Genomic DNA, 21,550 nt, shown 5'->3' with positions numbered 1-21,550 from the left:
TATTATATATACGCTTAAGCCTATTCTTAGAATGTATTGTGCATGAATGAATTGAGTTGGAGCATAGTTTGAATAATAAGCCCAACTAAAAGTACGAAAGGTAAATGATATGACGCAAGCAGCAATCTCCCAAAATGCAACTTACCCAGATTTAGTAGTTGTTGGAGCAGGATTGTTCGGCTTAACTGTAGCTCAACAAGCAGTGGAGCATACTGGCGCTCGCGTTGAAATTATTGACGTTCGTAATCATATTGGCGGCAATGCTTACTCGTATTTTGACGAGCGAACGGGAATCGAAATTCATAAGTATGGTGCGCATCTTTTCCACACAAGCAACAAGCGCGTGTGGGATTATGTGAACCGTTTTACGTCGTTTACTAACTACGTGCATCGCGTGTACGCAACTCACGACGGCGAAGTTTACCCGTTGCCAATCAACTTGGGTACGATTAACCAATTCTTCCATGCGCACTACACGCCAGAAGAAGCGAAGGCTTTGATTGCAAGCCAAGCGGGGGAGTTTGCTGGCAAAGATCCGCAAAATTTGAACGATAAGGGCATTAGCTTAATTGGGCGTCCGCTTTATGAAGCGTTTATTAAAAACTACACAGCAAAGCAGTGGCAAACGGATCCTTCTGAGCTTCCTGCTGGAATTATTAAACGCTTGCCTGTGCGATTTAACTACAATAATCGTTATTTTAAAGACACTTGGGAAGGCTTGCCAACGGACGGCTACACAGCTTGGATGCAGCGCATGATTGACGATCCGCGTATTCACGTTTCGCTTGGCGTAGACTTTTTCGACGAGTCGCAGCCATTTAACAAGCGCGCGTTGGCGGAGGCTGGAGTGCCGGTTGTTTATACCGGTCCGGTTGATAGGTATTTTGACTATGCGCTCGGCGAGTTGAAGTGGCGCACTGTGGACTTTAAGGAAGTGCGTTACGAGGAGAGCGACCATTTTGGCTGCCCAGTTATGAACTATTCGGATGCTGATGTGCCATTTACGCGCGCGATTGAGTTTAAGAACTTTAATCCAGAGCGTGAAGAAGTTGGCGGAGAGGCTAGTGGCGATACTAGCGGTGAAGCTGATTTTGTGCCGGGTAAAAGTGTGAAAGCTGGGGAAACTGTAGTGTGGCAGGAGTATTCTCGCGCTGCAACTCGCGACGATGAGCCTTACTATCCTGTGAATACTGATGCAGATAAAGCATTGTATGCGCGCTATGCGGAGCTTGCTGCGGCTGAGCCTCGCACAGTTTTCGGCGGTCGCTTGGGCACTTACAGCTATTACGACATGCACAACGTAATCGACATGGCTTTGCGTGCTTATGAATCGCAAGTAGAGCCGCTGCTTAAGTAGGTTGCTGCTTAAGTAGGTTGCTGCTTAAGTAGGTTGCTGCTTGCTGTGCTGTGGCTGCTTACTTGCTACTTATTGCGCTGCTTAATCGTTCTGCTTTAGTAGATAGTGCGTGATTACCTCGCAAACGACCTTTTCTTTACTCTCGTGTAAAGTTTCTGCCGCTATTTCGCCGCGCAAGCAACCTTTTCTTTACTCTCGTGTAAAGTTTCTGCCGTTTCGGCGTGTCAACGCGCGTATTAATTTGCAATATCTCAAATTCGTGGTATTCTATTTAAGTTGTTTGCTTATCAAGCGATTTGGTTGTTAAGTTAACATTTGGAGAATTCGCCTAGTGGTCTATGGCGCACGCTTGGAAAGCGTGTTGGTGTAACAGCCTCACGAGTTCGAATCTCGTATTCTCCGCGCCTAGGGTTTCTAGCCAATTGCTAGAAGCCCTTTTTTCATGCCGAAAACCCGATTGATGCTTAACCCAATTTCGTCACCCAAATTCGTCACTCAAATTCAGTGCCCTAATTCAGCATAATGCTGCTCGACTTGCGCTTTAATAGGCTTCCATAAATCTGCGTGAGAGTCGTACCACGATATTGTTTCTTGCAAGCCTTGCTTCAGATTGTTGTACTTAGGCTCCCATTTTAATTGCGTTCGAATTTTCGTAGTATCTAGTGCGTAACGCCTATCCTCGCCTATTCTGGGATTTACATACGCTATATTTGTTTCCGGCACGCCCATTAACTGCATCAAAATCCGCAAAATATTTATGTTGTTAACTTCACAGTTGGCACCGATATTATATGTTTCACCGATTGTTCCACGCGTTAGAACATGCCATATTGCGTCGCAATTATCTTCAACGTGGATCCAATCGCGTATCGAATCTCCTACGCCGTACAATTTTGCTGGCATATTGCACATAATATTTGTAATTTGGCGAGGAATAAACTTTTCAATATGCTGTCGTGGCCCGTAATTATTGCTGCTATTCGAAATAGTTGCGCGCAAACCGTAAGTCCTACACCATGCTTTTACCAACAGATCGCCTGCAGCTTTGCTTGCAGAATATGGACTAGACGGACAATATGGACTTGACTCGTCAAATTTAAGCACGCTGTCAATAGGAAAATCCCCGTAAACTTCATCGGTACTTACTTGATGGAAACGAATATTATATTTGTGTGCAAATTTAATGAGCGTATGCGTTCCTAAAATATTTGTGCTTATAAATGGGTCAGAAAACTCGATTGCATTATCGTTGTGTGATTCTGCAGCAAAATTTACAATTGCGTCGATAGCAGGAAGTGTTGTTCCTTCTGCCGTTTTAATTGGATTATGCGGATCTAATAGCTGATCAACTATATTTTCGTCTCGAATATCTCCGCGAATAAAAGCGTATCGGTTGTTTGCAAAATCTTGAGGTAAGTCGTAAAGATTTGCCATATTCCCAGCGTAGGTAAGCAAATCAAGTACCGTAACAGCAACCGTTGTATGATGTTTAGCTATGTAATGCACAAAATTAGATCCAATAAAGCCTGCGCCGCCAGTAACTAAGATGTGGTGTGGTTGAAAAGTATTACTGCTTGATGCGTAGTTGTGCATGTTACCGCCTTCATATGGCTAGTGCGTTGATTTTATTGTTTAATATGCGCATTTTGAATTGTAATTTTTTAATACTATACATTTCTTTCGTGTGTGCAAATAGAGTATGTTTCTCTAAAGTGTTGTTTACCAGCAAATTAGTTGAGTAGATGTGCAATAATTACTGCATGTTTGCTTGTTTGGGGATGCGAGGTGAATCTAATAATGGTTAAGTTTTCTTGGCGTAGCAGTGCGCATGATTTGGATTCATCAAATATTGATTCCTCTTCAACAAAAAAGCAACAATCTTCGAAATTGCAATCAACAGGTTCAAAGACTTTTGACACATCAAAAGCTGCAGTAAAAGCAATCGAAGGTACTCCAAATAAACCTAATCCAGCGTTAAATCATTCTACAAACGCTATTCTTGTAGGAATATTTTTAACTCTTTTGGGTGGCGCATTTTGGGGTGCAAACGCAACAGTTTCGAAAATCCTTATGTCGACGTATCACGTATCTCCTTTGCAAATCGCTTGCGTTCGTCAAATTGCTGCTGGCATGTTATTTGTCATTACTGCTGCAGTGTGCACTCCTAAGCAGTTAAGTGGTGCTGTGAAAACTGGTCGTACTTGGATTTCAATGGCTATTACGGGAATTGTGTGTGTTCTTCTTACGCAAGTTTCGTATTTATGGACTATTGATTGGACTAATTCTGGCACTGCTACTGTGCTTCAAAGCCTTAACTTACTGTTTGTTTTGGTTTATGTGTGTTTTCGCTCTCGCCGCGTGCCAACTATGCGCGAAACTATTGGAGTTGTGCTAGCTTTTGCAGGAACCGCTTTAATGGCTACAGGCGGTAATCTTTCTTCACTATCTTTGCCTGTTATGGGTTTGCTTTGGGGTCTTGCAGATGCTGCGTCTACAGCGGCGCTTGCTATTATGCCTGTGAAATTGATTGCAAAATGGGGAAATCTGACTGTTAATGGCATTACGTTTATTATTGCTGGTTTTATTATGCTTCCGTTTGTGCGACCGTGGGAAACAATGCCTGCATTAGATTTGCGCGCTATGCTGCTTTTTACTTTTACTGTTATTGCTGGAACTTTTGGAGCATATTGGCTCTTCTTAGAGGGCATTATGCGAGTAGGTTCAGTTCGTGGCACCTTGCTTGGAGCTAGCGAGCCTGTTACTGCTGCAATTACTGCTGTTATGTTTACTGGAGCCGTTTTTTCATGGGCAGATTTTGTGGGATTCGGGCTTATTTTCGTAATGATGATTTTGCTTTGCAAACGTAGCGCTTAGTAATTTTTAAAGTAACGCATTAAAATAAAACGCTTGTTGTGTCGTACGAGGCGTACAGGCTGCTAAAATGGGAAGTGACTATGTCGCGTACACCAGTTTGCAAACGGGAAGGCAATTATGTCAATAATTCTTGAAGGCAATCCAAAAAAGCAGATGATGTTAGTTACGGGTCGTGCATACCCAGAGCTTGCTAATGAGACTGCACAGTATCTTGGTATTGATGTGCTTGAGACTACTGCCTACGATTTTGCGAATGGCGAAATGTATGTGCGCTTTACTCAGCCTGTTCGTGGCTCAGATGTGTTTGTGCTTCAGGCACATACGAATCCTATTAACAATTGGATTATGGAACAGCTGCTTATGGTCGATTCTTTGCGACGCGCATCTGCTCGCAGTATTAACGTGGTTGCACCGTTCTTTGGATATTCGCGTCAGGATAAAAAGCATCAGGGACGTGAGCCTATTACTGCTCGCCTCATGTTTGACTTATTCCGCGCTGCTGGCGCCACGCGCATTTTGACTGTCGACATGCACGCAACTCAGGAGCAAGGTTTCTTTGATGGTCCTGTTGACCATTTGACTGCGATGCCTGTGCTTATTGATTATGTGCGAAACTCTATGAAGCTCGACAACGCAACTATTGTTTCTCCTGATGCTGGTCGCATCAAAGTCTCTGAGCAATGGGCTGCAAAACTCGGAGATTTACCTCTTGCTTTTATTCATAAAACGCGCGATATTACTCGTCCAAATCATGCTGAAGCTCATGGCATTATCGGTGAGATTAAAGGACGCGATTGCATTGTTGTTGACGACATGATTGATACTGCTGGCACTATTTGCGAAGCTGTACGCACTTTGCGTGAGGCTGGAGCAAAATCTGTTACTTTGGTTGCAACGCATGCTTTGCTTTCTGGACCTGCTGTTGAGCGTTTGAAAGCTGCTGGAGTTCGCGAGATCATTGTGACGGATACAGTTCCTGTGCCTGAAGAGAAGCGTCTTGATAATATGACGGTTCTTTCGATTGCGCCGCTTCTTGCTGCTGGTATTCGTTCCGTGTTCCGCTCTGGATCGCTTGTGTCGCTTCGCAACGCACTTCCGGAAGATATGAAACAGCATAATATTTACGCATAAAGCGCATAAAACGTACAATATATAAAACAAATAACCGCATAATTCGTGTAACTGCATAAGCTTTATGCATTAACGTACGGGTTCAAAACGGCAGGAGGCAAATATGGTCGCCAATAACACAACAGCAGTTGCAGAAAATAATGAATCGCAAGAAGCGTTGCAATCTGATGCTTCCAGAGCGATTATTACCGTTGTCGGCTGCGATACCGTTGGTATTATTGCAAAAGTTACTTCGCATGCTGCCGAGCATAATGTAAATATTTTGAATATTTCTCAAACAATTGTCGACGGATTCTTCAACATGATGATGATTGTTGACGTGTCTACTGTTGATTGCGAATTTGGCGACTTTGCTGCAGGATTAGAAACGCTAGGAGACGAAATTGGCGTGCGTATTCGCTGCCAGCGTAGCAATATTTTCACTGCAATGCACAGAATCTAAAATCCGCAGCAATCTAAGTAAATGTAAGGAAGTACACAATGCTCAACCTGATGGAAGTAAGCGAAACTAATTCGATGATTGAGCAAGAACAGCTCGACGTTCGCACAATCACCATGGGAATCAACCTGCTAGATTGCGCTTGCGAAAACTTGCAGGACGTTTGTTGTAAAGTTGAAGCAAAAATCACACGTCTTGCGAAAGATTTAGTAAAAACCGGCAACGATATTTCGCGCGACTACGGAATTCCAATTGTAAACAAGCGAATTACCGTAACTCCAATTTCGCTTGTTGGAGCGTCATCTTGTAAAAAGCCTGAAGATTTTGTGCAAATTGCGCACGCATTAGACAGAGCAGCACACACTGTTGGAGTTGATTTAATTGGTGGGTATTCGGCGCTTCCTGCAAAGTCGATGACTGCAGCAGACCGCATGCTTATTGAGTCGCTTCCACAAGCCTTAAGTGAGACGGAAATTGTGTGCTCGTCTGTGAACGTCGGCTCGACGCGAACTGGTATAGACATGGATTGCGTAGAGCTGCTCGGACGCACGATTAAAAAGATCGCTGAAGCTACAGCTGGAAACGATTCTTACGGTTGTGTTAAATTCGTGGCTTTTTGCAATGCTCCGGACGACAATCCGTTCATGGCAGGCGGCTTCCATGGTGTAACTGAAGGCGATGCTGTGATCAATGTTGGCGTGTCTGGTCCTGGCGTTGTTTCGAGTGCACTCGATGCTGCTAGAGGAAAAGACTTTGCTTTTCTATGCGAAACTATTAAGCGCACTGCGTTTAAGATTACTCGTGTAGGTCAGTTGGTTGCGCAAGAGGCTTCTCGTAGGCTTGGTGTGCCGTTTGGAATTATAGACTTGTCGCTTGCTCCAACTCCTGCAGTTGGCGATTCTGTTGGCGAAGTGCTTGAGAAAATCGGTTTGGACCAAGTTGGTGCTCCTGGCACAACTGCTGCGCTCGCTATGCTGAACGATCAAGTTAAGAAGGGCGGCATTATGGCAAGTAGCTATGTTGGCGGTCTTTCTGGAGCGTTTATACCCGTTTCGGAAGATGCAAATATGATTGCTGCTGCGAAGTCTGGCTGCTTGACTATTGAAAAGCTTGAAGCAATGACATGCGTTTGCTCAGTCGGTCTTGACATGATTGCGATTCCTGGAAATACTTCCGCTGCAACGATTTCTGGCATGATTGCGGATGAATCTGCAATCGGCATGATTAATCAAAAAACTACCGCTGTGCGAATTATTCCAGTAATTGGAAAAGGTGTAGGCGAAATGGCGAACTTCGGCGGATTAATGGGATATGCGCCGATTATGCCAGTAAACCAAACAAGCTGCGAAGCTTTCGTAACTCGCGGCGGACGTATTCCTGCTCCAGTACACAGCTTCAAGAATTAGCTACGTTTCGACTTGCTTTCGTGCTTTGCGGGCACAAGCGTCGCGTCTGGCTTTAATTTTGATGCGCAAGTTGTTACTAGCTTTTAGTACGAGCGCATTTTGTACGGTATGCTAGCGATTATTGCACGTTAATTAGCACAGGTTCGCTATGCAAACCTTGTACTCGTTTGTGCTCAATGCGTAAAACGTAAGTTCCGCGATTCACTTTTGGCAAATCCTCATCAGCGGTGCAGCCTTTGCCGGAAGTGGAATTAGTGTTCCAAGTAATTTTCTTCTCAAAATGGTCGCCTTTTGCCATAAGAAGAGGTTTCAAAGGCATATCGCATACGTCTGAACGCCATACTGCATGGGATAAGTAGTCAACGCTCTTACTGGAGTCTTTAAAGTCTTTGCTGTCTTTGCTATTTTTGCTGTCTTGATTATTTTTCTTTTTATTATCTTTAGTTGTTTGCTTACCTTGCGTAACTTCTTCACTACTATTAATCGTTAAAACGGCATTCATATCCGATGCGTCAATAAGGCAAGAAGAGTTTCCTTCGTACACAAATCGTTCTGTCAATTCAACGCTACCACCCATGGGAACAGTTTGTGACTTAGTAGAAAGCTCAAGACGAATATCTTTAGCAGTGCAATGAGGTGTTAAGCCAACAGGACGAGGGTCTGGCACTGGTTGACGAACAATAGTAACTTCATGGCCAGCAATCGCTTTACCAATAGCAGCAATACCCTTACTCAAGCTAATAACGCAAAATATGACCAGCATAATCAAAAGCAACAAAGCAATACCAACAACAATTCTGCGGCGACGATACATTTTTCGTTTTGCTGCACTCATGTTGCGTACGGGCTTACGCACGGGTTTGCGCATCGGGTTGCGAAATGATGTTGCACTCGCATTGCGATGCGGTTTACGTGGTGACGTAGTTGGCATTGACATATTTACCATTGTAATACATAAGTCGATGAGATGAACTGTACTCACTACACAAGGTAGACTCACATACAAAGTAATTAAGTTGTTAATTAAAGAGTTACAAAAGCAGCGTAATTAGTTAGTTACTTAAGGTAGTGCTAAAGTGCCATCCGGCAATATAGTGATAAGACTGTCATGATCGAGCGAAGCAATGCATTCGTCAAGTTGCGTTTGATTCGACCATAAATTGTTGATCTCGCAACGTTGCAATACCTGCTGTTTTTTATGTGCTTCACGCAATGCCTGCAAAATAATGCCGCGCACTTGCCGATTAGTGCCGGCAAAATGTTGCTGTGGGCGGGTATGGCGGCCAAGACCTGGAAATCCAGCAGCTTTGAAACGGCACCATGTTTGCAAAGGGCATGTAGTGCATTGCGGAGATCGTGCTGTGCAAATGGTAGCACCAATTTCCATAATTGCCTGATTCCAAATGGATGAAGTGCAGGTAGTGTTGGTGGTGTTAGTAGCGTTAGCAGTGGCAGTAGTAACATGATTATCTTCCGGCAATACTGCTGCAGTAAGCTCGCGGTCAGATTGCGTTGTGCTGCCACCATGCGATTCAGTTCCAGTAAAAGCGCGCATAAGTACGCGGCGAATATTTGTATCAATCACCGCAATGTGCTTGCCATAAGCAAAGCTGAGTATTGCACTTGCTGTGTAATCGCCTACACCTGGCAAGGCAATAAGTTCTTCATAGGTGCATGGCAGCTTATTGCGATATGTTGTTGCTACAACTTGAGCACAAGATTGTAAACGTAACGCGCGTCGAGGGTAGCCGAGGCGACCCCAAGCTGTAATAATTTCAGCACTCGTAGCGTGGGCTAGTGATTGTGCATCTGGCCAAGTTTGCATCCAAGTGAGCCAATAAGGTACAACGCGGCTCATTTGCGTTTGCTGGCTCATTACTTCACACACAAGCACACCCCAAGGGGTAGTGTGCCCAAACCTCCAAGGCAAATCGCGTGCACAACTATGCCAAAAAAGTGCAACATTATCGCGCGTAAGTGTTGCCAATTCGCGCAATGGCTGAGAAGTTTCTTCGGTGAGATGTTCTTCGGTGAGAGATTGTGAATCTTGCTGCATGCTTGATTATGTAAACGTCGTATACTTTCGTGATTACTTTCCGCCTGTAAAACCGAGTTGCCTCCACGCTTCATACACTGCAATAGAAGCACAATTTGTAAGATTCAAACTACGAAGTGACGGGCGCATAGGAAGACGCACCTGCTCTGCCACATGTGGACCAGCCATAACATCCATTGGATCAGGAATATCTCCTGGCTCTGGTCCAAAAAGCAGAATATCGTTCGACTTATATTCAATTTCAGTGTAAAGTTTCGTAGCATTTGCAGTAAACGCAATAATTCGCGAATTTGGCATTGACTCAACTAAATTCTCAAAATTCGGGTGCAAAACAACGTGAGCCATATCGTGATAATCCAAGCCTGCGCGACGTAATTTAGTATCGTGCAAATTAAAACCAAGCGGCTCAACCAAGTGCAAGATAGTGCCAGTTACAGCGCAAAGTCGAATTGCGGAACCTGTATTTCCTGGAATACGAGGGGAGTAAAAGCAAAGGTGAGGGGTGTGCGTTTCTGCGCGCGCGGCATCGTCGGCACTGAGCATTGCGTCCATAACGCTAATCGGATTTCCGTGAGCGTCGGTTACAAGCTCGTCTGGGCCATAATTTGATTTGCGGTAGCCGTACTCGTACATTTGCTCTACGCGGCTTGCTGCTGCTTTGTGTGCTTCGGTTTGCTCTTCGGTTTGCTTTTTGGTTTTGGCTGCTGCTTCTTGCGTATTCTCGCTGTTATTCATGCTATTCCTTAGCTTTTTAAGTATCTTTACGTAACTTCGTAATCGTAACGTATTTAGTTTACTCGCAACTTGCACATTACTATTGCGAGCGTTCGTTATTAGTGGGGAAAAGTCCGGAGTTTTTGGTAGAGTAGACAGACTGTGTAAGGTGTGTCATATAGCGGGCATGCTCATGGAACCGAAGAAGGCGCCCGCGCATCGCAACTTGCTTATTTGGCAGTTTCGTTTGCCGCGATTTTCTTTAGTTTTTCAAAGATTAAATAGTTAACTAGCGAGTGATAAAGGAACGTCCATTGGCTGCTGAACAAGCTATGACGAGCACCACGAAAGTCATCGCACGTGCTGACGAACATGATATTAAGTTGCATAAAGCGTCAGATCGTGTGAATTTTGGCTCCATTTGTGAGCCTATTGATGTGCCATACCTCCTCGGCGTGCAAACCGACAGCTTCGATTGGTTGATCGGCTCTGAACGCTGGAAGAAGCGCGTTGCAGAAGATGAAGCAAACGGAACTCACACCGTGCCTCATGTTTCTGGTCTCGACGAAGTCTTCCAGGAGATTTCCCCAATTGAGAACTTTGCTGAGACGATGAGCCTCACATTCTCTGATCCATACTTTGAAGAGCCACGTCACACTGTGCTCGAGTGCAAGGAAAAGGATTACACCTATTCTGCTCCACTTTATGTGAATGCTGAGTTTGAAAACGGCGAAACTGGCGAAATTAAGAGCCAGACTGTTTTCATGGGTGATTTCCCATTGCAAACTCCTCACGGCACATTCATTATTGGTGGCACCGAGCGAGTAATCGTTTCGCAGCTTGTGCGCTCTCCAGGCGTGTACTTTGATCGTACACAAGATCGCACTTCCGACAAGGATGTTTTCGGTGCGAAGATTATCCCAAGCCGCGGTGCATGGTTGGAATTTGAGATTGACAAGCGTGATGTTTTAGGCGTTCGCGTAGACCGTAAGCGTAAGCAGTCCGCAATCGTATTCCTTATGGCAATCGGCATGACGAAAGACGAAATTGCAGATGCTTTCCAAGGCTATCCACTTGTTTTGGATGCGCTCGCAAAAGAGCCTATTGAAACGCAAGACGATGCACTTACCGATTTGTATCGTAAGATTCGCCCTGCAGATACTGCAACTCCAGAAGCTGGTCGCAATCTTCTCGATTCCTTCTACTTCAACACAAAGCGTTACGATTTGGCTCGCGTTGGTCGCTATAAGATCAACCGCAAGCTCGGTATTGAAGCAGATTACAGCGATCGCAGCTTGAATCGCGAAGATATTATCGCAACTATTAAGTACTTGGTAACGTTGCATTCTGGCGAAAAAACCTTCCCAGGTAAGCGCGACGGTCAAGACGTACAGTTGCGCGTTGACGTTGACGATATCGATCATTTCGGCAACCGTCGTATTCGTCAGGTTGGCGAGCTTGTGCAGAATCAGCTTCGTACCGGCTTAAGCCGCATGGAGCGTGTTGTGCGCGAACGTATGACAACTCAGGATGCAGAGGCAATTACTCCTCAGTCCTTGATTAACATTCGTCCAGTAAACGCAACTATTAAGGAATTCTTCGGAACTTCCCAGCTCAGCCAGTTTATGGATCAAAACAATCCTTTGGCAGGCGTTACGAACAAGCGTCGTCTTTCCGCACTTGGTCCTGGTGGTCTTTCTCGCGATCGCGCTTCTATGGAAGTTCGAGACGTGCACCCATCCCACTTCGGACGTATGTGCCCAATCGAATCCCCAGAAGGTCCAAACATCGGTCTTATCGGTTCTTTGGCAACCTTCGGACGCATCAATCCATTCGGCTTCATCGAAACCCCATACCGCAAGGTTGTGAATGGTCACGTAACTAATGAAGTCGAATACATGACTGCAGACCGCGAAGCCGAGCACGTTATTGCTCAAGCAAACCAGGAACTCGACGAAAACGGCAACTTCGTTGGCACTCAAGCACTTGCTCGCGTGGACGAAGAAGAAGCAGTCGATGTGCCTGTAAGCACTGTAGATTACATGGACGTTTCCCCACGTCAGATGGTTTCTCTCGGCGCTTCCTTGATTCCATTCTTGGAGCACGATGAAGGCCACCGCGCATTGATGGGTACGAACATGCAGCGTCAGGCTGTGCCGCTTATTAAGTCGGAGCGACCACTTGTTGGTACCGGTTCTGAATGGCGTGCAGCAGTTGATTCTGGCGACGTAATCTTGGCTGAAAAGCCGGGCGTAGTAACTTACGTTTCTGCAGATATTATTCGCGTTATGAACGACGATGGAACTCAGTCCAGCTACAAGCTTTCAAAGTTCCAGCGTTCTAACCAGACTACTTGCTACAACCAAGTGCCGCTTATTAAAGATGGCGAGCGCGTTGAAACTGGTACAGTTTTGGCAGACGGTCCTGCAACCGAAAAGGGCGAACTTGCATTGGGTAAGAATTTGCTCGTTGCATTCATGCCTTGGAACGGTTACAACTACGAGGATGCTGTGATTATTTCCCAGCGTCTTGTGCAAGACGATACGCTTTCTTCTATTCACATTGAAGAATACGAAATCGACGCTCGCGAAACCAAGCTTGGTTCCGAAGAGATTACTCGTGACTTGCCAAACGTTGGCGAAGATGCGATTGCAAATCTCGACGAGCGCGGCATTATTCGTATTGGCGCTGAAGTCGAAGCTGGCGATATTTTGGTTGGTAAGGTAACTCCTAAGGGCGAAACCGAGCTTACTCCAGAAGAGCGTTTGCTCCGCGCAATCTTCGGCGAAAAGAGCCGCGAAGTGCGCGATACTTCTTTGCGCGTGCCACACGGCGAGACTGGTACTGTGATTGCAGTTAAGGAAATCACTCGTGAAGACGCTGAAGACGACGGTGACGAGCTTCCAAACGGCGTGAACCAAATGATTCGCGTTTACATTGCTCAGCATCGTAAGATTACGCAAGGCGATAAACTTTCCGGTCGTCACGGCAACAAGGGTGTTATTTCCCGTATTTTGCCAGAAGAAGATATGCCATTCTTGGCTGATGGTACTCCAGTTGACATCATGCTTAACCCGTTGGGTGTGCCTTCTCGAATGAACTTGGGTCAGGTGCTCGAGCTTCACTTGGGTTGGATTGCTCACGCTGGCTGGGATATTAACTTGGATCCAGACTTGGAAGCAGCTTGGAAGAAGTACGTGCCGCAAGGTGCTGAGCATGGCGATCCATGCACTCCAGTTGCAACGCCAGTATTCGACGGCGTGCGACCAGAAACTTTGAAGGGCTTGCTTTCTACAACACTCGCAAATCGCGATGGTGACAAGCTTGTTGGCTCTGACGGTAAGGCAACCTTATTCGACGGTCGTACTGGTGAGCCATTCCCGAAGCCAATTTCTGTGGGCTACATGTACATTTTGAAGCTGCATCACTTGGTTGATGATAAGATTCACGCACGTTCCACTGGTCCTTACTCCATGATTACCCAGCAGCCGTTGGGTGGTAAGGCTCAGTTCGGCGGTCAGCGCTTCGGCGAAATGGAAGTGTGGGCGCTCGAGGCTTACGGTGCTGCTTACACATTGCACGAAATGATGACTACGAAGTCTGATGACGTCGACGGTCGTGTGCGCGTGTACGGTGCTATCGTCAAGGGCGATAACCTGCCACCAGCTGGCATTCCTGAATCATTCAAGGTGTTGCTTAAGGAAATGCAGTCGCTTTCGCTTAATGTTGAGGTGTTGAACGCTGAAGGCGTCGCAATCGACATGAAGGATGAAGAGGACGACCCAGTTTCATCTTCCGACGATCTTGGCTTCAATATTGGCGCTCGACCAGATTCGTCCGCCAAGGAAGATCAGATTGCTGTTGAACCTGAATACCAGTGATTCGGTAACGAACACACTTTAAGAAATTAAGAAACGTTAAAAACAATTTCATGAGACAGGACGATAAGAGTGCTGGACGTCAACGCATTTGACAAACTGAGGATTGGACTGGCAACCGCCGAAGATATCCGTAGCTGGAGCCACGGCGAAGTAAAGAAGCCAGAAACCATTAATTACCGTACCCTAAAGCCAGAGAAGGACGGTCTGTTCGGTGAGCAGATCTTCGGTCCAACTCGCGATTGGGAGTGCGCATGCGGCAAGTATAAGCGCGTGCGCTTTAAGGGAATCGTGTGCGAACGATGCGGCGTAGAAGTTACCCGCAGTCGCGTTCGCCGCGAACGCATGGGTCATATTGAGCTTGCAGCTCCGGTAACGCACATTTGGTTCTTCAAGGGTGTGCCAAGCCGTTTGGGCTACTTGCTCGACATTGCACCTAAGGATCTTGAAAAAGTAATCTACTTCGCAGCCTACATGGTTACGAAAGTCGACGAAGAGCAGCGTCACCAAGATCTTCCAGATTTGCAAGACGAATTCGATACAGAAATCGGCAACCTTCGCAAGCGTCGTGATAACGAAATTGAAGCGCGCGCTAAGAAAGTTGAAGAAGACTTGCATGAGCTGGAAGAATCTGGCGAAGGCAAAGGTGCTGCAAGATCTAAGTTGCGTGCTAGTGCAGAACGCGAAATGTCTGCTATTCGTACTCGCTATGACGAGCAAATTCAGCGTTTGAACGCCGTATTTGATCGTTTCAAGGGCTTGCGTGCCGGCGATATGGAAGGCGACGTTGACTTGTGGCGCGAGATGGAAGATCGCTATGGCGATTACTTCGAAGGCTGCATGGGTGCTGAAGCTATTAAGAAGCGTTTGCAAGATTTCGATTTGAAGTCTGCTGCCGAAGAACTTCGCGCAGAAATTGACAACGGAACCGGTCAGCGCAAGGCTCGCGCTTTGAAACGACTGAAGGTTGTAAACGCGTTCTTGACTACTGGAAACAAGCCAGAAGCTATGGTTTTGGACGTAATTCCAGTAATCCCACCAGACTTGCGACCAATGGTTCAGCTTGATGGTGGTCGTTTTGCAACTTCCGATTTGAACGATTTGTACCGTCGTGTAATCAACCGTAACAACCGTTTGAAGCGACTTATTGAGCTTGGTGCTCCTGAGATTATGCTTAATAACGAAAAGCGCATGCTTCAGGAAGCAGTCGACTCACTCTTCGACAACGGTCGCCGCGGACGCCCAGTAACCGGCGCATCCAACCGACCATTAAAGTCGCTTTCCGACATGCTTAAAGGTAAGCAAGGCCGATTCCGCCAGAACTTGCTTGGTAAGCGTGTTGATTACTCTGGTCGTTCCGTAATCGTCGTTGGTCCAAGCCTTCGCATGCATCAGTGCGGTTTGCCAAAGCCAATGGCATTGGAGCTTTTTAAGCCGTTCGTTATTAAGCGTTTGGTGGATCAGGGCTTCGCTCAGAATATGAAGAGCGCAAAGCGTCTGGTTGACCGTGGCGACTCCGAAGTTTGGGGCGTTTTGGAAGAAGTTATTTCCGAACATCCTGTGCTTCTTAACCGCGCACCTACACTTCACCGCTTGGGTATTCAAGCATTCGAGCCGATTTTGGTTGAAGGTAAAGCAATCCACCTGCCGCCACTTGCCTGTGCAGCATTCAACGCAGACTTCGATGGTGACCAGATGGCAGTGCATCTTCCGCTTTCTGCAGAAGCTCAAGCGGAAGCGCGCACTTTGATGATGGCTTCCGACAATATCTTGAAGCCAGCAGACGGTCACACCGTGACTATGCCTTCTCAGGATATGATTCTGGGTCTTTACTACTTGTCTACCGTAATTGACGGAGCAAAAGGTCAGGGCCGAATCTTCTCCTCGCTTGCTGAAGCTGAAATGGCTCTCGACAAGCATGAGATTGATATGCAAGCTAAGGTGCTGATTCGAGTTCCTGCAGACTTCGTATTGCCAAAGAATTGGGAGCCTGCTGAGCTTAAGGTTGTTGACCCTGAGCCAGGCAGCCCAGACGTTGTGCGCGAAGAGCGTTTTAAGGACGGGACTGTACTGTTTGCAACTTCTTGCGGACGCATTTTGTTCAACGGAACTTTGCCAGTCGACTATCCGTTCGTAAATGAGCAGGTGCCAAAGGGCGTACTTTCTAAGATCGTCGACGATATTGCAACCCGCTATTCTACAGCTCAAGTTGCAGCAACACTCGACGCTTTGAAGGATCTCGGCTTTACTCGCGCTCCTTGGTCTGGCGTAACGATGGCATTCTCTGACATTGTGCTTCCTCCAAATCGCGAGCAAATTGCGCAAGATTACGAGGATCAGGCTGCAAAAATCAACTCTCAATACGATATGGGTCTTCTTACAGACGAAGAGCGTCGTCAAGAGTTGATCAACTTGTGGACTGAATGCACCGACAAGGTTGCAGACGCAATGCGCGAAAACTTCCACGATGACAACAACGTGAACATCATGGTTCAGTCAGGCGCACGTGGTAACTGGATGCAGATTCGTCAGATTGCTGGTATGCGAGGCCTCGTGGCAAACCCTAAGGGCGAGATTATTCCTCGACCTGTTAAGTCAAACTACCGCGATGGTCTTTCCGTGTTGGAGTACTTCATCTCGCAGCACGGCGCTCGTAAGGGCTTGGCAGATACCGCACTTCGTACGGCAGAATCTGGCTACTTGACTCGTCGTCTTGTGGATGTTTCGCAGGAAGTAATCGTGCGTGAAGAAGATTGCGGCACTAAGCGCGGTCTTATGATGAAGATTGCTGATCGCGACGAAAACGGCAATTTGACGCTTGTTAAGGCTGCTGACGGTGGTCCATACTCGCGCTTGCTTGCTGCAGACGTAATTGATCCTGCTGACGGTACGACAGTTTTGGCAAAGTGTGGCGACGCACTTTCTATGGACGTTTTGCGTGATTTGGTTGCTCACGGCGTTGAGGAAGTTAAGGCGCGTTCTGTGCTTACTTGCGAATCCAAGCGCGGCGTTTGCGCAAAGTGCTACGGCTGGTCCTTGGCTACAAGCCGACTCGTGGATGTTGGTGAGGCTGTTGGTATTGTTGCAGCACAGTCCATTGGTGAACCTGGTACGCAGCTTACGCTTCGTTCCTTCCACTCTGGTGGCGTCGCTTCGGCTTCTGATATTACTCAGGGTCTTCCTCGTGTTACGGAGCTTTTCGAGGCTCGTACTCCTAAGGGTGAGGCTCCAATCGCTGAGTTCCCAGGCGTTGTGAAGGTCGAGGATACTGATCACGGCCGTCAGGTGACTTTGACTCCAGACGACACTACGATTGATCCAATCGTTTACCCAGTGACTCGTCGTGCGCCAATGCTTGTAAAAGATGGCGACCATGTTGAGGTTGGTACGCAGCTGATTGAAGGTTCTGTGGATCCTAAGAAGATTCTGCGTATTCTTGGTCCGCGTGCGGCTCAGGTGAACATCGTGGAAGAAGTGCACAACGTGTACCGTTCTCAGGGTGTTGATATTCACGATAAGCACATTGAAGTTATTGTGCACCAGATGCTTCGCCGCATTACGGTGATCGATTCTGGCGATACGGATCTTCTTCCAGGTGAGCTTGTGGATCAAGCAAAGTTCCGCGAGGCAAACTTGGCTGCTGTAAAGAACGGCGGAAAGCCTGCTGCTGGTCGACCAGAGCTTATGGGTATTACCAAGGCTTCTTTGGCTACGGATTCTTGGCTTTCTGCAGCATCGTTCCAGGAGACTACGCGTGTGCTTACTGAGGCCGCCTTGAGCCAGAAGGAAGATGACCTTAAGGGCTTGAAGGAGAATGTGATTATCGGTAAGCTCATCCCAGCTGGTACCGGTTTGGCACGTTACCGCAATGCTAGTGTGGAGCCGGATCCTCAGGTTCGCGACTCTATTTATCCGAACTTTGGTTTGGGCGGTGCAGATAGCACGCCTTCGAACTTCGGTGAGAGCGATATGGGCGATGTTGACTTCTCCAACATTGATTTTGGTGATATGAAGCTCGGCGACGACTTTAATCCAGATGACTTCCTTGACGATCAGGGTGGTCAGAGCGATTATGGCGACGAAGCTGAGTGATTGCGCTAATCTGATATAAAAATGGGGCTTCAAGCTTTCGGGCTTGAAGCCCCATTTTGTTACTGGCGCAGTTGGCGCTTGCGTGGATTACGTGCTCGCTTACGAAACTCGCGTTGGAAGTTCACTGGACTTCCAACTTAAGCGAGTTTCCGCTCCGAGTTGTCTTCGCGCTAAATGGCAGCGCTCAGGCAGGTCGTCAGCGCACGCCAGTCACAACTTAGTTTCTAAAGCGCAACCACGCAACTCTGCCCTGCCTTCGTCAATCGAGACGAAGGTAGACCTCGCTTGCGTTGAAAGCACACTGTGCTTTCAACTCTGAGCAAGCTCGGCGCTCCGAGTTGCTTTCGCGCGCTAAATTGCAGCGCTCAAGCAGGTCGTCAGCGCACACTAACCACAACTTAGTTTCTAAAGCACAGCCACGCAACTCTGCCCTGCCTTCGTCAATCGAGACGAAGGTAGACCTCGCTTGCGTCGAAAGCACACTGTGCTTTCAACTCTGAGCAAGCTCGGCGCTCCGAGTTGCTTTCGCGCGCTAAATCGCAGCGCTCAAGCAGGTCGTCGCGCTGCGTGAGTGTGATTTTGCCTACCTTCGGACACTGGTGCAGAAAAGGGGGTACATATCACTGCTCTAGTAACGACCTACTTGAACACAAACGAGCGCGACGCAATATAATAAAAAATATGACGCTAGTATCAAGTAAGCAGAACGACTTGCAACATACGCAATCGCTTTCGCAGCAATCAAATCCAATCATTCCACGCGTGCTAAGCGTAGCTGGCACAGATCCGACAGGTGGAGCCGGAATACAGGCAGATCTTAAATCAATCATGGCGGCAGGCGGTTACGGCATGTGTATACCAACTAATCTTGTTGCGCAAAACACATGCGAGGTGCGCGAAGTATTCACGCCACCAGTAAGCTTTTTCCGCACACAACTTTCATGCGTGTACGACGACGTTACAGTTGATGCACTAAAAATCGGCATGCTCGGATGCACAGAATACATTGAAGCAATGCGAGACTGGATGCGCGATAATCCGGTTCCTGTAAGCGTTCTAGACCCAGTTATGATATCAACTTCCGGGAAGCGCTTGCTTGAGGCAAGTGCTGAAAATGCGATGCGAAACTTTATAAGCTGCGTTGATGTAGTGACGCCAAACGTGCCGGAATTGGCGGCTTTGTGCGAGTCAAGTGTTGCGGAAAATTTTGAGGAAGCTTGCAACCAGGCGCGCAAGTTGGCTGCAAAAAACAGCGTTGTTGTAATCGTAAAAGGTGGGCACTTAACTGGCGAAGACGTTGGAAATACTGCGGTTTTCCCGGATGGCTACGCAAGTCACGTACCAAGCGAACGAGTTGAAACAAGCACAACTCACGGAACTGGTTGCTCGCTTTCTTCTGCGCTTGCTACGAAAATTGGGCTTGCTTTGCGCGAGGGAAAGAATTTGAGTGATCACGATACTGTACTTCGCGCACTTGAATGGTCAACGGCGTGGCTTCGAGAGGCGATTGCTGCTGGAAGTGAATTGCATGTTGGGCGCGGCGGCGAGCGCGGGCATGGACCGGTAAACCATTCCGTGCGCATCCTTCAGCAAACTGTGTGAACATCGAAGCTCTGTTCGTAAACAAATGCCGGGAATTTTCCGGCAAATGTTCTATATCAGCGTCAAAAGCGCTCGCACTATAAGTGCAAGCTCACGCTCCGAGTTGCTTTCGCGCGCTACGCTCTAAGCGCGAAAGCAGGTCGTCGCGCACGCGTGCCAGTTTTACTCAGTAATCACGCTTTTAAGCTCGCGCGCTACTTTCCCAGCATCCTCAGCGCACATAAGCGCCGACACTGTGCAAACTCCGTCAAGCTCAAGACCGCGAATAGGGAACACCGTGTTCTCGTGAATTCCGCCAATTGCCAACGTTTTTACGCCCATAGAGTGCGCAACTTTCGCAACTTCGTTTACGCCTTCAACTCCCAGTGGAGGCACGTCGTGCGCTTTCGTATGCGTTTCAAAAGCTGCACCAATGCCAATCACATCCGGCAGTGGAACGTCGTTTTCTTTGCACTCGCGGTAAGCTTTCTCCATCAAATCCGGTCGAGCGCAAGAAAGCCCAACCATCCACTCGGCCGGCATCGCCTTTCGCGCCTCAACAAACGGCGTATCCTTTTGCCCAACGTGCAAGTTGAAACCAAGATGAGCCGCGCAATCAACATGATCGTCAATAAACACAGGTACATCGCCGTGTCCGGAATCAATAAGCGCGTGACGCAACTTCTTCGCCTTGGCCGAAATTTCAGCGTCATTGGAATACTTATCGCGCAATTGCACAACTGTAACTCCGCCTTCAACTGACTCTACTGCAACTTCTTCTTCCGGGCGATTTCCCATGCGCGGATCCGTTACCAAATACAGTGTCCAATCAACAGGCTCCACCGTAAACTCAATATTTGTCAAACTAAACATATCATTTACGCTAAGAGTTGAAAGCGCATCCATCCACAGTGTGCGGAAAGTGCCTGGAGCTGTGGTTTGGCGAGCTGCCCAAGTTCCAGCCGCTGCTGCGTGCACGTGCGCTGCAACAGTTGCTGCGAGCGGACGTTCCGGGTTTGCGCCAACGTATGCTGCAACTAACGCTCCCAAAGCGCAACCTGTTCCAACTACCTTAGTCATAGCTTTGTGGCCACCTGTTACGCGAGCTAAACATCCGTGAGCGTAAATCGCGTCTTTTTCTCCGGAAATTGCCACTACGGATCCGTATTTTTTAGCTAATTCGCGAGCAGCTTGAAGCGCGTCGTTTACGTTATCGTGAGAATCTACGCCTTTTCCGTTGCTTTCTTTGCCTGCAAGTGCCATTATTTCGGAAGCGTTTGCACGAATTACAGTAGGGTGGTGCTTAATAATTTCGTGTACAAAGCGCGCGCGAGGTGCAAGTGCTGGAACGCCGATTCCAACCGGGTCAAGCACCCACGGAGTATCAGCTTTTTCGCATCCTTCAACAGCTGCGCGCATGTATTCGGAAGTTTCTGGCTGATGGAATGTGCCAACGTTTATGAGCACGCCTGTGGCAATTTGCGCAAGTGCATGCGCTTCTTCTGGATCGGTTACCATAATTGGCGATGCTCCTGCAGCGAGCAGTGCGTTGGCTGTAATGTCTTGCACGATTACGTTCGTGATGCAATGGGTGAGTGGCTGCTGTGTGCGCACACGTTCGATGCATTGACGCACGTCGTTAAGGAACATACGTCGGCGTGCGCGTACAGAGAAGCATGTGTCGACTTGCGTTGTTGAGCTTGTGCAGTATTCGTTTGCTTCGTTGCAGGTATTTGTTTTTTCAGTGTTGCATGTTGTCATAATGTTTCCCTTCGCTAGCACTATCTAGATCAGGTTTTACGGATGTAATCTCAGCGCTTGACTTCACAATTTGTTGCAATTGCGCACTCCGAACCATCCTTCGACTATATCTTTTGTTCATGACTTACTTACTTTTGCGCTATTGTCTCATTTTGCTTGTTTCGCAGCACTTGCAGGAATCTACAAAAATCGCGCCGCATTTTTGCAACTTCTTCTACATATTTTTGCTTTCAACTGTGTAAACATAAATATAGTAAATAA

13 protein-coding genes, 1 tRNA gene and 1 riboswitch are annotated in these 21,550 nt (G+C 47.4%); of the genes, 9 read left to right on the top strand and 5 right to left on the bottom strand.

The features are described from left to right. Positions 1–109: 109 nt before the first annotated feature. Together A5294_RS00925 and A5294_RS00920 are read left to right on the top strand one after the other, a co-directional pair. On the top strand, positions 110–1,357 hold the full coding sequence (locus A5294_RS00925) for a UDP-galactopyranose mutase (protein ID WP_064340230.1): 1,248 nt from the start codon (positions 110–112) through the stop codon (positions 1,355–1,357). Between the two features lie 317 nt (positions 1,358–1,674). Then, positions 1,675–1,759: transfer RNA gene (locus A5294_RS00920), tRNA-Ser, on the top strand. A gap of 99 nt (positions 1,760–1,858) precedes the next feature. Here A5294_RS00920 and rfbB read toward each other — a convergent pair. Then, complete coding sequence (gene rfbB / locus A5294_RS00915) at positions 1,859–2,950, bottom strand: dTDP-glucose 4,6-dehydratase (RefSeq protein WP_004107526.1); 1,092 nt, start codon at positions 2,948–2,950, stop codon at positions 1,859–1,861. A 204-nt stretch (positions 2,951–3,154) separates the two neighbouring features. On the opposite strand from rfbB, the gene A5294_RS00910 reads away from it, so the two are divergent. The 4 genes from A5294_RS00910 to A5294_RS00895 all read left to right on the top strand — a co-directional run bounded on the left by A5294_RS00910 (position 3,155) and on the right by A5294_RS00895 (position 7,207). Next, positions 3,155–4,231: a DMT family transporter gene (locus A5294_RS00910; protein ID WP_231880164.1), complete on the top strand. Its 1,077-nt coding sequence runs from the start codon at positions 3,155–3,157 to the stop codon at positions 4,229–4,231. Between the two features lie 117 nt (positions 4,232–4,348). Next, a complete protein-coding gene (locus A5294_RS00905) occupies positions 4,349–5,362 on the top strand; it encodes a ribose-phosphate diphosphokinase (protein WP_004107531.1) in 1,014 nt (337 codons plus the stop codon). 103 nt (positions 5,363–5,465) lie between these two features. Continuing rightward, positions 5,466–5,804 carry an ACT domain-containing protein gene (locus A5294_RS00900; protein ID WP_004107532.1) on the top strand — a complete coding sequence of 113 codons (339 nt, stop codon included), beginning with the start codon at positions 5,466–5,468 and terminating at the stop codon, positions 5,802–5,804. A 38-nt stretch (positions 5,805–5,842) separates the two neighbouring features. Then, positions 5,843–7,207, top strand: a complete 1,365-nt coding sequence (locus tag A5294_RS00895) for a PFL family protein (RefSeq protein ID WP_032842559.1) — start codon at positions 5,843–5,845, stop codon at positions 7,205–7,207. 118 nt (positions 7,208–7,325) lie between these two features. On the opposite strand, the gene A5294_RS00890 is transcribed toward A5294_RS00895, so the two are convergent. The 3 genes from A5294_RS00890 to A5294_RS00880 form a co-directional block, all read right to left on the bottom strand. Beyond that, entirely contained in the window at positions 7,326–8,138 is an 813-nt protein-coding gene (locus A5294_RS00890; RefSeq protein WP_064340229.1) for a hypothetical protein, read from the bottom strand. 129 nt (positions 8,139–8,267) lie between these two features. Then, positions 8,268–9,263, bottom strand: a complete 996-nt coding sequence (locus A5294_RS00885) for an A/G-specific adenine glycosylase (RefSeq protein ID WP_064340228.1) — start codon at positions 9,261–9,263, stop codon at positions 8,268–8,270. 33 nt (positions 9,264–9,296) lie between these two features. After that, positions 9,297–9,998: a tRNA (cytidine(34)-2'-O)-methyltransferase gene (locus A5294_RS00880; protein WP_082851860.1), complete on the bottom strand. Its 702-nt coding sequence runs from the start codon at positions 9,996–9,998 to the stop codon at positions 9,297–9,299. Between the two features lie 311 nt (positions 9,999–10,309). Here A5294_RS00880 and rpoB point away from each other — a divergent pair, with 311 nt between their 5' ends. The 3 genes from rpoB to thiD all read left to right on the top strand — a co-directional run bounded on the left by rpoB (position 10,310) and on the right by thiD (position 19,549). Next, positions 10,310–13,858, top strand: coding sequence for a DNA-directed RNA polymerase subunit beta (rpoB, locus tag A5294_RS00875; RefSeq protein ID WP_032835542.1), 3,549 nt, complete (start codon positions 10,310–10,312; stop codon positions 13,856–13,858). Between the two features lie 69 nt (positions 13,859–13,927). Beyond that, positions 13,928–17,947: a DNA-directed RNA polymerase subunit beta' gene (locus tag A5294_RS00870; RefSeq protein WP_004118670.1), complete on the top strand. Its 4,020-nt coding sequence runs from the start codon at positions 13,928–13,930 to the stop codon at positions 17,945–17,947. Positions 17,948–18,628: 681 nt separating this feature from the next. Beyond that, a complete protein-coding gene (thiD, locus tag A5294_RS00865; protein WP_064340227.1) occupies positions 18,629–19,549 on the top strand; it encodes a bifunctional hydroxymethylpyrimidine kinase/phosphomethylpyrimidine kinase in 921 nt (306 codons plus the stop codon). A 162-nt stretch (positions 19,550–19,711) separates the two neighbouring features. Here thiD and thiM read toward each other — a convergent pair whose 3' ends face one another. Beyond that, positions 19,712–21,289, bottom strand: coding sequence for a hydroxyethylthiazole kinase (thiM, locus tag A5294_RS00860; protein WP_004107252.1), 1,578 nt, complete (start codon positions 21,287–21,289; stop codon positions 19,712–19,714). After that, positions 21,279–21,390, bottom strand: a riboswitch (TPP riboswitch). It overlaps the preceding gene by 11 nt. Positions 21,391–21,550 lie beyond the last annotated feature (160 nt).

The organism is Gardnerella sp. 30-4, from assembly GCF_001641215.1.
Classification (GTDB): Bacteria; Actinomycetota; Actinomycetes; order Actinomycetales; family Bifidobacteriaceae; genus Bifidobacterium; species Bifidobacterium leopoldii.
The sequence above is the reverse complement of the archived record's forward strand: the minus strand, read 5'-3'. Positions and strand labels throughout refer to the sequence as shown.

What these genes read in the sequence shown, in the direction of transcription:
- A5294_RS00905 (WP_004107531.1), top strand. Translation starts at nt 4,349, where the DNA reads ATGTCAATAATTCTTGAAGGCAATCCAAAAAAGCAGATGATGTTAGTT.
- A5294_RS00910 (WP_231880164.1), top strand. Translation starts at nt 3,155, where the DNA reads ATGGTTAAGTTTTCTTGGCGTAGCAGTGCGCATGATTTGGATTCATCA.
- rfbB (WP_004107526.1), bottom strand. Translation starts at nt 2,950, where the DNA reads ATGCACAACTACGCATCAAGCAGTAATACTTTTCAACCACACCACATC.
- thiD (WP_064340227.1), top strand. Translation starts at nt 18,629, where the DNA reads ATGACGCTAGTATCAAGTAAGCAGAACGACTTGCAACATACGCAATCG.
- A5294_RS00885 (WP_064340228.1), bottom strand. Translation starts at nt 9,263, where the DNA reads ATGCAGCAAGATTCACAATCTCTCACCGAAGAACATCTCACCGAAGAA.
- A5294_RS00890 (WP_064340229.1), bottom strand. Translation starts at nt 8,138, where the DNA reads ATGCCAACTACGTCACCACGTAAACCGCATCGCAATGCGAGTGCAACA.
- A5294_RS00895 (WP_032842559.1), top strand. Translation starts at nt 5,843, where the DNA reads ATGCTCAACCTGATGGAAGTAAGCGAAACTAATTCGATGATTGAGCAA.
- rpoB (WP_032835542.1), top strand. Translation starts at nt 10,310, where the DNA reads ATGACGAGCACCACGAAAGTCATCGCACGTGCTGACGAACATGATATT.
- thiM (WP_004107252.1), bottom strand. Translation starts at nt 21,289, where the DNA reads ATGACAACATGCAACACTGAAAAAACAAATACCTGCAACGAAGCAAAC.
- A5294_RS00880 (WP_082851860.1), bottom strand. Translation starts at nt 9,998, where the DNA reads ATGAATAACAGCGAGAATACGCAAGAAGCAGCAGCCAAAACCAAAAAG.
- A5294_RS00925 (WP_064340230.1), top strand. Translation starts at nt 110, where the DNA reads ATGACGCAAGCAGCAATCTCCCAAAATGCAACTTACCCAGATTTAGTA.
- A5294_RS00900 (WP_004107532.1), top strand. Translation starts at nt 5,466, where the DNA reads ATGGTCGCCAATAACACAACAGCAGTTGCAGAAAATAATGAATCGCAA.